Consider the following 12664-nt stretch of genomic DNA (forward strand, 5'->3'; position numbering starts at 1 on the left):
ATGGACATGGAACAAACGGATCAGGAACAGGTTGAGCAGCTCCAGAAGTGGTGGCGGGAGAACCGCTTGGCTTTACTGGGTGGGCTGGTTGTCGGTATCGGCGGCTTGCTTGGATGGGAGCAATTTCAAAACGCCCGTTCTCAGGGCGCTATGCAGGCCTCCCAAGCCTACGAAGCTGTGAACCAGGCGATTAGCAAGGCTGATGTGCAGGCTGCGGATGCCGCCTTGGAACAATTGCGCAATGAGCATGGTCAGTCGGTCTATGTCGCCCATGCTCATGCCGCCCGCGCCAGTTTGGCCGCGGACAACCAGAACTGGGAAGCAGCTATAGATCACCTTGAGCAAGCGCTGGCCAGCAAGCCCGGAAAAGCACTTGAAGCCGTGCTGAGCTTGCGCTTGGCACGGGCGCAATGGGCACAGGGTGATGCACAGGCCGCTCTGACAACGCTGGATGACGCGGAGTTGCCAAGCAGCGCCTCGGCATTGGCAGACGAGTTGCGCGGCGATATCGCCTACGCTCAGGGGGATACTGAAACGGCTCGCAGCGCTTGGGAAAGCGCCTTGGCTGCTGGCGGCCAGGCTACCGCAGGGGCCATCAGCAACAAACTGGCTCGGCTGGGTAGTAAGTCCTAATGCGTCTATCGCTGGTCGCTCTCATGAGCGTGCTGGCTTGCCTCGCTGCCTGTGCGAGCAAGCCACGCTTTGAACCGTCGCCACTCAAGAAGATTGCCGAGCCCGAGGTCGTACTAGATAGCGAATGGACGGCCAAGGTGGCTTCAGTGGGCATGTTCAACGCCCTGCGCCCTTTGGTTGCGGCGGGTCGGGTCTTTATTGGCGATCAAAAAGGTGGGGTCCACGCCTTTAACGCGCAAGGTGAGCCGCTGTGGTCGGTTGCTACTGGCTTAACCCTGGCTGCTGGTCCTGCTCTGGTCGACGGTCAGCTGATTTTCGGCAGCCGTGACGGAGATTTACTCTCCCTCGCCGCCCTGGATGGTGAAGAGCGCTGGCGCCTGCGTTTATCCAGCGAAATTTCCACGGTTCCCGCTGGTGACGCGGAGTTGCTCGCGGTGAAAAGTGAAGATGGCCGTATTCACGCGCTGGATCCTAGCGACGGCAGCACCTTATGGGTGGTCCCGTTAACCGTGCCATCGCTTACATGGCGGGGGAACGCCCCCCTGGAAGTGACAGCAGATGCGGTCATAGTCGGGACGTCGACTGGCCGCCTTAAGGCTCTTGCGCGGGCCGATGGGGCTCCATTATGGGAGCAGGTGATTGCGGAACCACGCGGCCGATCCGAAGTTCAACGCCTCGTTGACGTAGATGCTCAGCTACTGCTGGCTGGCCCAGTGATCGTTGCCATTAGCAGCGGCGGAAACCTTAGGGTATTGCGACGTGAAAACGGGCAAACCATTTGGGAGCGCGCTGTTGGTGGTTTTGTGGGTGCCGCGCTGGATGAGAACTGTCTGTACGTCGTCGATGGGGATGATGCTATTTCCTGCTTGGACCCACGTTCGGGAGCGGCGAGTTGGAGTCAAGAGCAACTGAGCTATCGCCGACTATCCAAACCCATGGCTTGGAAGGGCAATGTGTTAGTGGGCGACTACGACGGTTACGTGCACGTGCTCAGCGCGGCGGATGGAAGCATCGTCGGGCGTGGGCGCATGGATCGTGCAGGAATTCGCTGGCTGGGCGAGGGTCCAGACACCGGCTTACTCAGTTTGTCTTCACGCGGTAAGCTGCGGGCCTTCGATAGCGCCCCAGCGAATCGATAAGCACCAGAATACACATTCATGCATGCACCCTTGGTAGCCCTGGTCGGGCGCCCGAATGTTGGCAAGAGCACCCTGTTTAATCAGCTCACCCGCAGTCGGGATGCCCTGGTTGCCGATGAACCGGGATTAACGCGCGATCGGCGTTACGGTTTTGCGCGCTTGGGGGCAGGGCACATTATCCTCGTGGATACCGGCGGTATTGTCGTTGAGGCTGAGACGCAGTCTTTAGAGGCCGCTATCGTCAAGCAGAGCATGCTGGCCATTGAAGAGGCTGATCTGGTGCTGCTGGTGGTCGACGCGCGTAGCGGGCTAACCCCGGCCGATGAGTTTGTGGTGGCCGCCTTGCGCCAGCGCGGCCGGCGTGTGCTGCTTGTGGTGAACAAATCCGAGGGTTTAGACCTTGCCACTGCTGCCAGTGAGTTCTTCAGTTTGGGATTTGAAGGCCCAATCGCGACGGCGGCGGTCCATAAACAGGGTGTAGAACGCCTGCGTGATGCGATACAGGACTTGTTGCCGCAGGGCTGGGATCAAGGCTTAGACCAGGCGCCGGGTGCTGGCGATGATATCCGTCTAGCCCTGGTGGGCCGACCCAATGCGGGGAAGTCCACCCTGTTCAACCGTTTGCTACATGAAGAGCGCTCAATTGCTTCTGATGTTCCAGGGACGACCCGCGACACCGTCGAGGTGCCATTGACCTGGGAGGGGCAGCAATACACGCTCATAGATACCGCCGGGTTGCGGCGCCGTGGCCGAGTCCAGGAACGGATAGAAAAGTTTTCCGCCATCAAGACCTTGCAGGCGATTGAATCGGCGCATGTGGTGGTAATGCTGTTGGACGCGCGTGCTGAAGTGTCTGCGCAGGACGCCCGCATACTGTCTGAAATTGCGCATGCCGGAAAGAGCCTGGTGCTTGGCCTGAATAAGTGGGACGGCTTGAGCGCGGATGAGCGTGGACGGTTCGAGTCTGAGGTAGAGCGCAAGTTATCTTTTTGTGATTACGCTGCTGTGGTCCACCTCTCCGCTTTGCATGGCTCTGGGTTGGGCGAACTCATGCAGGCGGTGCATACCTCATCGCAGGTGGCCTTTGTCGATTTACCAACGCCGGCACTCACCGACACTCTTGCAGCCATGGTGCGCAAGCATGCTCCGCCCCAGCTCCATGGACGGCGGCCCAAACTTCGCTATGCCCACCAAGGTGGTAAGAATCCGCCGCGCATTGTCATTCATGGCAATCAAGCCGAGAAGGTGCCTGCGAGCTACAAGCGCTATCTGATCAATGGATTTCGTGAGGCTTTTGAGCTTTGGGGGACGCCATTGGCCCTGGAGTTTCGTTCAGGTTCCAACCCTTATGAAGATCGCCCCAATAAGCTCTCGGATCGGCAGATCAAAAAGCGCCAACGCATGATTCGGCATCGCAAGTCACGCGACAAATAATGTAGTCGACGTCGATATTGACGGCGTCATTATGCGTTTTAGGGGGCAAGAAATTACGACAGACGGCCGGTGTCGTAATCTTTAACCTAAGCTCAGACAATCCGAGGAGACACAGTCTATGCATGCTCATTCGCAGCATCAGGTATGGGACCTACTCATCTGTGGGGCGACGGTTTTCGATGGTTCACATCTTGAGCCTGAGCGCTGTGATGTTGCTATTCACGGCGGCCGCGTGGCGGCGATGGGCAAGGACCTCAACCGGGACAGAGCCCAAGAAGTCGTCGACGCGGAGGGCTTATGGCTACTTCCGGGGATGCTCGATATTCACACCCATTTGGACCTCGAGGTCGAGCTGGACCCCCGCTTACCTGAAGTGGTCCGGCATGGCACTACGACTGTGGTGATGAGCAATTGCTCCTTGGGCGTGGCATTTGGTGCCCAGCGTCGTAATGGGGAAGACCCCATCGTGGACTGCTTCGCCAGAGTCGAGAACGTGCCCAAGCCGGTTCTGAAGAAAGTCGTGGACCAAATTGATTGGCAGGACACCCAGGGGTATCTGGATCATTTTGAACGCTTGCCCCTGGGGCCCAATGTGGTTCCGCTGATTCCGCATTCAATGCTGCGGGCCGAAGTGATGGGATTGGCAGGCTCAGTAAGCCGACAGCCCACCGAGCTGGAACTCCAACGCATGGAGCAGCTCTTGGACAAAGCCATGCAACAAGGCTATGCCGGCTTTTCCACAGATGCCTTGCCGTTTCACTATTTATCCAACGACCCCCATCGTAAGGTCAAAATTCCGACCCAGTTTGGTAGCTACAAAGAACTGCGTCGTCTAACCAGTGTTGTGCGTCAGTACGACCGTGTTTGGCAAGCGACTCCCCCCAAAGACAGTCGTTTGCAAACCATGCGTAATTTCTTGCTGAGTAGCGGACGACTGTTCGGGCGGCCTTTGAAGACCACGGCAGTTGCGGCTATGGACGTGGTCTCCAACCGCAGTATTGCGCGGATGGCCTTGGTGCTCACCCGCTTGATTAATTCCGCCTTGCTCCAGGGTCGGTTTCGACTTCAAGCTTTGGCGGCCCCGTTCAAGGTGTATGCCGACGGCATCCATACGCCGCTGGCGGAAGAAACACCGGTGATGCGCGAACTCATCGAGCCAGATTTAGAAGATCGAGCAGGACGCATGGCTTTGTTAGAGGACCCGGCATACCGTGCCCGCTTTAAACGCGAGTGGTATGCCGATAAGCGTGGTGTTTCCCTGGCCAGGCTTAAGCGCATGCTCGGCATTATGGATGACACCCTCAGACGGGACTTGGCCGACATGATCCTGACCGATCGGCCTCACCCCCAGTGGCAGGGGCTGAGTTTGGCGGTGATCTACCAACGCTATCGAGACTGGAAAAAAACAGGCCTAGCGCAAGGAGAAGACGCCAAATTGTTCACCCTGTTGGGGGACGATATCCGCGATGACGCCGATTTCTTCATGGATATGTTGAAGGCCTTCGATACCGACTTGCGCTGGTACGTTGTGGCCGCGAACGACCGGCCCGCCATGCATCGAAAGCTGCTTTTTCACGATGCGATTTTCCCAGGGTTTAACGACTCAGGTGCTCATCTGACCAACATGGCTTATTACGACGGAAACCTGCGCGGCTTACAAGCCGCCCAGCCTCAAGGTTTGCGTGCTGTCGCGCGCTACGTAGAACGGATGTGTGCGGAGCCTGCAGACTTTTTTGGCTTGCCCGTGGGCCGTATTGCAGTAGGGGCCCAGGCTGACCTCGTGTTGTTAGATCCTGCACAGCTGGCTCAGTATGACAGCGAAGCAAATACCCAGCTTGTGCACCGCGCCGAGTTCGACCATGAGCAAATGGTGAATCGCTCGGATGATGTGGTACGCCGTGTATGGATTGCAGGTGAGGTGGCCTGGCAGGATGGCAGCTTTGGTCCGGCTTTGGGTCAGCAGTCCATGGGGCGTTGCTTCCGCGTGGGTGTGCAGACACCCCCGCAGCCCAGCGAAGTGACATCCAAGGCTGCCTGATTGGGGATTGCGCGCGTTGGGCCCGCCTAGATGGCGGGCCTGCGACGAACTTCTGTTAAGGGAAACCTGAGACCTGGCGACTATTCGTCGTGGCCGATTCGGGCGCGGGCCATACGATCGGCAATAACGTTGGTCGGTAAGCCGTCCTTATCAGACTCAGTAAACACCGTGGTGAGTGTCTGCCCGATATTATCCACGCGTTGATCCACGTCGGCTTCGGTCCAGCCAGATAGGTGTTCTCCGCATACGTTAATGATGCCGCCTGCGTTGATGACGTAGTCCGGTGCGTAGAGAATGCCGCGATCGAATAAGGCTTGGCCGTCTTCGTCACGCAATAACTGATTATTGGCGCCGCCGGCGACAATTTTCGCCTCGAGTTTTGGAATGCTCTCTGGGTTGAGCACGCCCCCCAGTGCACAAGGTGCGAATACCTCGGCGGGCACTTCCAAGATGGCGTCCACGCCGACGACTTCCGCGCCAGTTTGTTCGGCAATGGCGGCGCTGCGTTCCGCTGAAATATCAGCGATCGTGAGGCGCGCGCCTTGCGCCGCCAGGAGTTTGGCGAGATTGCCACCAACACCGCCCAGGCCCTGAATACTAATATGTCGACCATCAAGGTCACTGTGCCCATGGCGATGCGCCAAGGCGGCTTTAATGCCGGCCAGAATGCCGCGCGCGGTCTTGGGCGAGGGGTTGCCGCCAGCGGCTTGTTCGACGCCGGCTCCTACAGCACGGGGAAGTCCGGCCACATGTTTGGTGGATTGGGCGATGGCGGCCATGTCCGCTTCGGTGACACCGACGTCTTCCGCGGTAATGTACTGTCCGGCCAGCCCTTCAATGATGCGCCCAAAAGCCGCAAACAAAGCCGGAGATTTGTGCCGTGCAGGATCACCGATGATGACCGCTTTGCCTCCGCCTAGGGGCAGTTCAGCCATGGCATTTTTGTAGCTCATGCCGCGAGACAGGCGCAATACATCTGTAATGGCTTCACCAACCGCTTGGTAAGGCCACATTCGGCAGCCACCGGCGGCAGGGCCTAGACGTGTGGAGTGCATGGCAATAATGCAGCGCAATCCGGTTGCGGCATCCGTACCAAAGTGCACGACTTCGTGTTCGTCGAATTCAGGGTGGTCAAACATCAAATTTGCGGCGGTCTGTGATGATCAATGCGAACCAAAAAAGAAAGCGGCGCTGGTCGCCCAGTACCGCTTCTTGCTTCATATTGTGGCGAAAACGGGGCCGCGATGCGACCCCTCACTGGTCGATTCGACTTACTCGTCTGAGGTCATGCCCAACAAGCTGAGTAGGCTCACGAAGATGTTGTAAATACTCACGTAGAGCGAGATGGTGGCCGTGATGTAGTTCGTCTCACCACCATGCACAATCTCGCCGGTGTGATACACGATCACCGCGCTGGAGAACAGCATGAACAAGGCGCTGACGGCCATCGACAAGGCTGGGATCTGCAGAAAGATATTGGCGACCATGGCAATCATGGCTACGATGCCCAGCGCCAGTAAACTGGCCCCCCAATTGTTGAAACGCTTGCCAGAGGCCAAGGCGTAGGCGGATAGGCCCAAGAAGATCAGACCGGTCCCGCCGATGGCAGTAAGCACCAATTGCCCGCCGTTCGGAAGGAAGTTGAGGTAGGCATTCAGCATCGGGGCCAGGGTCAAGCCCATAAAGCCGGTAAACCCGAATACCGCAGCAAGGCCCCACACGCTGTTTTGCAGCTTATGCGTCAAAAACATGAGCCCGTAGGCGCCGATGAAAAATCCAAGAATGCCGATACCACCGAAGTTCATCTGCATACCAACGAAGGTACACAGCGCAGAGAAGAGCAGGGTCATCGACAGTAGCAAGTAGGTGTTGCGCAGCACCTGGTTTGTGGCCAGGACGCTGGAATTCGCCGCCGTCGCGTGGTTGTAAGGCGTTTGGCGTGCAGGTTGCATAGTCAATATCCTTGAGTCGTGTAATGGTGAAGGCAGTAGCGCTTGGACTATAGCCTGATCCTTGGAGTTCCGTGCAGGCTTAGGCTAAGCGCTTGCTGGTCTCGCTAGAATCGTCCAAATCGCGAGAGCGCAGCCGAGTGCGAATGCTATTGAGTACACCGCGGAGGTCCAAGCCGGCTTGGCTCAACAACTCTTCGCGTTCTCCATGTTCAATGAATTGGTCCGGTAGACCCAAATTCAAGACCCGAACCGCGTCGTGCTGGGATAACACCACCTCATTCACAGCGCTTCCCGCGCCGCCGCACACAGCGTTGTCCTCAAGGGTCACTAAGAGGTCACAGCGGTTACTCATATCCAAAATGAGTGCTTCATCCAAGGGTTTGATGAAGCGCATATCCACAACGTCGGCGTCCAACATATCTGCGGCTTGCAGCGCCACTTCAAGCAGGCTGCCAAAGCTCAGTATGGCGACCCGTGGGCGATGGTGACCCCGTGCCTCGCGTACAACCCGGGCTTTGCCCACCGTTAAGGGGCGGGGGAGCTCAGGCACACTGGCGCCTGGACCGCAGCCGCGTGGGTAACGAATGGCAGTAGGACCGGCATGGGTAATGCCAGTTTCCAACATCCGTGCGCACTCAGCTTCGTCAGACGGCGCCATCACAACCATATTCGGAATTGCCCGTAAGTACGATAAGTCGAAGACACCATGGTGGGTGGCGCCGTCGCCGCCGACCAGTCCGCCACGATCCACCGCAAAGGTCACCGGTAGGTTTTGTAAGGCCACATCGTGAATAAGCTGATCGTAGCCGCGCTGAAGGAAGGTGGAGTAGATGGCCACCACCGGATGTGCGCCCTCGCAGGCCATCCCCGCCGCCAAGGTCACTGCATGTTGTTCAGCGATGCCTACGTCGATGTAGCGGTCGGGGTGTTCTTGTGCAAAGCGCACCATTCCGGACCCTTCGCGCATGGCGGGGGTAATACCAAAGACTCGCGGGTTGCGTCGCGCAGCACCGCATAACCAATCGCCGAACACTTGTGAATATGCCGGAGGCTTAGGGCTGGTTGAGCGCGGCCGTTCGCCGGTCACCGGATCGAACTTCGTGACGGCATGCCAAGTAATCGGATCCGCTTCGGCCGGCTCGAAGCCTCGGCCTTTCACGGTAAGAACATGCACCAGCTGTGGGCCGCCTGCATCCTTGGCTGAGCGAAGTGCCTCTTCAAGAGCTTGTAAATCATGGCCATCTACAGGGCCGTTGTAATGCAAGCCCAAGGCACTGAAGAAGGTTTCAGCGTCGCTGTGGTGATCAACCTCGCGTTGCGCGCTGGGGCGCTGGAAGGCACTGTCACGCAGCGTTTGCGTGGGCGCGGCAGCTTGCAGCCGCTGCACCAGCCTTGCCGACATATCCCGCAGCCCGCCCACGTTTTCAGAAATGGACATGTCGTTGTCATTGAAAATCACCACCACATCTGCGCCGCAGGAGCCCAAATGGTTTAAGGCCTCGAAGGCCAGTCCAGCGGTCATGCCGCCATCGCCGATGACGGCAGCGCACGCGCGGGGAAGCCCCAAGGCTTTGCTGGCCATAGACATGCCAGCCGCTGCGCTTATGGATGTGGATGAGTGGCCTACGCCGAAGGTGTCGTACTCGCTCTCGGCTCTATTCGGGAACGGTGCCAATCCACCGAGTTTGCGAATAGTATCCAATGCACCGCGCCGGCCGGTGAGGATTTTATGTGGATAAGCTTGATGGCCAACATCCCAAACGATGCGGTCATTCGGAGTATCGAAGACGCGATGTAGGGCAATCGTGAGCTCCACAGCTCCGAGGTTTGCCCCGAAGTGCCCACCCACACGGCCCAGTGTTTCGACCAAGCAACGTCGCACTTCAGCCGCCAATTCGGGCATTTTCTCCGCGTCCATCGCGCGCAGATCTCGTGGATTGTAGATACGACCTAAAAGTTGGTAATGCGCGCTATTAGCAGCCATGAGTGCCCTTCATGGGAGATGTCTTCATTATGACAAATACGTGGTGCCCCGCCCAGTGGATTACGCCTAATGGATAAGAGACTTATGGCATGGCTATGTGTATAAAGCCGCGGAGATGAAATGCGGAGGCCCTTACGCCGCAAAGTCATGTGGCCCCAAATGTGCGCCCGAATGGGCTCAGTGCGAACGCCCTATAGCCCACTGCGCCAACTCCCTCAGCCTGCGGTCGTTCCCCGGCAGCTGAGGAAGGCTCTGGATGGCAGACTCAGCCAACTCAACGGCCAGAGCCCGGCTGGCGTCCACGCCTAGACAGGCCGGGTAGGTGGATTTATCCCTGGCCAGGTCCGCACCGGCGTTCTTGCCGAGGGTTTGCGTATCGGCTGTTTCGTCCAGAACATCGTCATAGACCTGATAGGCCAGCCCGAGATTGAGGGCGTAACGTTTAAGGTTGGCGCGGTCATCTTGGCTCGCTCCGGCGATAATGGCAACGCCTTCCAGGCAAACACCAATCAGGGCGCCGGTCTTGCGCCGGTGGATATTTTCCAGTGCCTCGACCGGGAGGTTTCGGCCTTCAGCTTGGAGGTCTAAGACTTGGCCGCCCACCATGCCTAGATGACCGATTGCTTTAGCCACTGCAAGGTTGAGATCCAGACGTTGCTGTGGGTCGATGGCCTGCAAAGCGGGTGCAGCCAGTAGATGCTCAAAAGCCAGGGCATGCAGAGCGTCCCCTGCTAGCACGCCCATGGCATCGTCCCAGAGCACGTGGACGGTAGGCTGACCCCGGCGTAGGGCATCGTCGTCCATGGCGGGGAGGTCATCGTGCACTAGGGAGTAGGCATGAATGAGCTCGATGGCGACAGCCAAGGGGTCGACCAGTGCGGGTGCAATGGACAAGGCTTCAGCAGCGGCGTAACACAGCGCAGCTCTATACCGTTTGCCGCCATTCAGCGCCGCGTGGCGCATCGCCTTATGCAATTCCTGTGGCTGGACGTCGACACCCGGAAGGGTGGTGTCGAGGCAATGCTGAATGCGCTCGGCATGTTGGCCCAGCCATGCGTCTAGATTCATTGCGGTTCGGCGGAAGCGTCCGTGACCTCGCCGCTAAGCTCGTCCAACTTAGACTGCGCCTGCGCGAGTAGCTTCTCACAAGCCTGGGCATGCTCTAAGCCTTGCTCGAAGGCTTGCATGGCCTCAGCCAGTGGAACATCTCCTTGCTCTAAGGTTTTGACCAAGCCTTCCAAGGCCGCAAGCTCGCTCTCGAAGCTTGCGGCATCACTTTTGGCTGAATCAGTTTGTTGCGTCATGCGCGGAAGTTTAGCAGGCGCGGCGGGCCAGGCATGGGCGGTGATTCGGTCGATGGTTTTTCACTACAGAATGGTGCCAGCAAGTGAGTGTTGGCATGGCTCTGACGGCGACGACACGAGGCTGGCCGATGCCGCTGGCATGCTCGCAGCTGGCGTTTGCGCCTGCGACGCGGGTGCCTAACGCAGACTCGGTGCCACGATTCCCGTTATATTTCGCCGCCATGTCCATGCTGCAAGAAAGTCCATGAGTCTGGATAACTCCTATGACGCGTCCGCGATTGAATTACTCGCCGGTCTCGAGCCCGTTCGCCGACGGCCTGGGATGTTCACCGACACCAGCCGCCCTAATCACCTTGCCCAAGAAGTCATCGACAATTCCGTCGACGAAGCACTGCAAGGCCATGCTAGTCAGATCTTGGTGGAAATCCACGCCGATGGTAGCTGCGCGGTGCAGGATGACGGTCGCGGCATGCCGGTGGATCTACATCCGGAAGAAGGAGTGCCCGGCGTTGAGGTGATTCTGACCAAGCTCCACGCGGGCGGAAAGTTTTCCGGGAAGAACTATCAGTTCTCAGGGGGCTTGCACGGCGTTGGGGTCAGCGTGGTGAACGCCTTGTCGGAAAAGCTTGAGGTCACAGTGTGGCGTGGCGCGCAGGTGCATCAAATGCGCTTTGCAGACGGGGAAAAGTCCAGCGATCTGGAAGTGATTGATAGCTGTGCCAAAAGCCGGAAGGGCACCCGCGTCCATTTCTGGCCAGACCCCAAATATTTCGACCAGCCAGCGTTCTCATTAGCCCGTCTGCGGCAAGCACTGAAGGCTAAAGCGGTTCTTCTTCCTGGCTTAAAAGTCACCCTGGTCGATCATATTCATGACGAGAAGGAGGAATGGCTTTATCAAGATGGGCTTGAGGCCTATTTGCAGTCCAGCCTGGAAGGTGCGGAATGCGTGCCTGATGCCCCCCTCAGTGGCAGCATGCAAAGTGAACATGAAGCGGCCGACTGGGCTGTACAGTGGTTGGCAGAAGGACACGATGTTGTTCAGGAAAGCTATGTCAACCTGGTGCCAACAGCGCAGGGTGGCACCCACGTCAACGGCTTACGCACAGGTTTGACGGAGTCCCTGCGAGAATATGCCGACACCCGCAATTTACTGCCGCGTGGCTTAAAGATCGCGCCAGAAGACATTTGGTCAGGGCTGTGTTTTGTGTTGTCGGTCAAACTGCGTGAACCGCAGTTCGCGGGGCAGACCAAAGAGCGCCTGTCCTCGCGGGAGTGCGCCGCTTTCGTCGCGGGCGTGGTCAAGGATTCAACCAGCCTGTGGCTGCACAAGCACCCGGAAACTGCGGATTCCATCGCGCAGAGAGTCATTGCCAAGGCGCAGAGCCGAATCCGCGCGGCCAAAGCGGTCACGCGAAAGAGAATCGTCAGCGGTCCAGCGCTCCCAGGGAAGCTGGCAGATTGCGTAAGCTCGGACCCCGCACGTACCGAACTGTTTTTGGTGGAGGGCGACTCCGCCGGCGGCTCTGCTAAACAAGCCCGCGACCGCGAGTTTCAGGCGATTTTGCCTTTGCGCGGAAAAATCATGAACACCTGGGAATTGGACGCACCGACGGCTTTGGGCTCTCAAGAGATCCACGATATATCCGTGGCATTGGGAATGGACGCCGGCAGCGAATCCTTATCGGGTTTGCGCTACGGCAAGATCTGCATCTTGGCGGATGCGGACTCTGATGGTCTGCACATCGCTACTTTGCTCTGTGCCTTATTTACCCGCCATTTCCGGCCATTGGTCGAGGCTGGGCATGTGTATGTCGCGATGCCACCCTTGTTTCGTATCGATGTGGGCAAAACCATCTTCTACGCCTTGGATGAGGCTGAGAAGCAGGGCGTGCTGGATCGTATTGAAGCGGAAAAGATGCGTGGCAAGGTCAGCGTCACGCGGTTTAAGGGCTTGGGTGAGATGAACCCATTGCAATTGCGCGAGACCACCATGGCCCCAGATACCCGCCGGCTGGTTCAGCTTCGGCTGGATACTGGCACCCCAGTAGAGCCCATGCTGGATATGTTGCTGGGCAAGAAGCGCGCGGCGGACCGACGAGCTTGGCTGGAAAACCGAGGTGCTGAAGCCAGCCCTACGGCTTAGGCCGCAGATCGATTTAGTGAAATCAGGCAGCGCTGCC

The 12664-nt window shown here is 58.2% G+C and carries 10 protein-coding genes; 5 read left to right on the forward strand and 5 right to left on the reverse strand.

From position 1 onward, the window contains the following. From KI787_01615 to KI787_01630, 4 genes are all read left to right on the forward strand, one after another. Complete coding sequence (locus tag KI787_01615; GenBank protein ID MBV6628628.1) at positions 1–633, forward strand: tetratricopeptide repeat protein; 633 nt, start codon at positions 1–3, stop codon at positions 631–633. Between the two features lie 23 nt (positions 634–656). Then, positions 657–1772 (forward strand): outer membrane protein assembly factor BamB, encoded by a 1116-nt coding sequence (bamB, locus tag KI787_01620; GenBank protein MBV6628629.1) that lies wholly within the window; start codon positions 657–659, stop codon positions 1770–1772. A gap of 18 nt (positions 1773–1790) precedes the next feature. Further along, positions 1791–3206 carry a ribosome biogenesis GTPase Der gene (gene der / locus KI787_01625; protein ID MBV6628630.1) on the forward strand — a complete coding sequence of 472 codons (1416 nt, stop codon included), beginning with the start codon at positions 1791–1793 and terminating at the stop codon, positions 3204–3206. Between the two features lie 118 nt (positions 3207–3324). Then, positions 3325–5244, forward strand: a complete 1920-nt coding sequence (locus tag KI787_01630) for an amidohydrolase family protein (protein MBV6628631.1) — start codon at positions 3325–3327, stop codon at positions 5242–5244. Between the two features lie 80 nt (positions 5245–5324). Here KI787_01630 and KI787_01635 read toward each other — a convergent pair whose 3' ends face one another. The 5 genes from KI787_01635 to xseB all read right to left on the reverse strand — a co-directional run bounded on the left by KI787_01635 (position 5325) and on the right by xseB (position 10484). Then, on the reverse strand, positions 5325–6383 hold the full coding sequence (locus KI787_01635; protein MBV6628632.1) for a Glu/Leu/Phe/Val dehydrogenase: 1059 nt from the start codon (positions 6381–6383) through the stop codon (positions 5325–5327). 132 nt (positions 6384–6515) lie between these two features. Then, a complete protein-coding gene (locus tag KI787_01640) occupies positions 6516–7196 on the reverse strand; it encodes a Bax inhibitor-1/YccA family protein (GenBank protein ID MBV6628633.1) in 681 nt (226 codons plus the stop codon). Positions 7197–7275: 79 nt separating this feature from the next. Next, positions 7276–9180 carry a 1-deoxy-D-xylulose-5-phosphate synthase gene (gene dxs, locus KI787_01645; protein ID MBV6628634.1) on the reverse strand — a complete coding sequence of 635 codons (1905 nt, stop codon included), beginning with the start codon at positions 9178–9180 and terminating at the stop codon, positions 7276–7278. Positions 9181–9357: 177 nt separating this feature from the next. Beyond that, positions 9358–10248 (reverse strand): polyprenyl synthetase family protein, encoded by an 891-nt coding sequence (locus KI787_01650; protein MBV6628635.1) that lies wholly within the window; start codon positions 10246–10248, stop codon positions 9358–9360. Beyond that, the gene (xseB, locus tag KI787_01655) at positions 10245–10484 is read right to left on the reverse strand and encodes an exodeoxyribonuclease VII small subunit (GenBank protein ID MBV6628636.1); all 240 of its coding nucleotides are present in this window, start codon (positions 10482–10484) and stop codon (positions 10245–10247) included. The genes KI787_01650 and xseB overlap by 4 nt, the downstream gene beginning before the upstream one ends. Positions 10485–10734: 250 nt before the next feature. Here xseB and parE point away from each other — a divergent pair, with 250 nt between their 5' ends. After that, positions 10735–12627: a DNA topoisomerase IV subunit B gene (parE, locus tag KI787_01660; protein MBV6628637.1), complete on the forward strand. Its 1893-nt coding sequence runs from the start codon at positions 10735–10737 to the stop codon at positions 12625–12627. Positions 12628–12664 lie beyond the last annotated feature (37 nt).

It is taken from the genome of Oceanococcus sp. HetDA_MAG_MS8 (assembly GCA_019192445.1).
Lineage (GTDB): Bacteria > Pseudomonadota > Gammaproteobacteria > Nevskiales > Oceanococcaceae > MS8.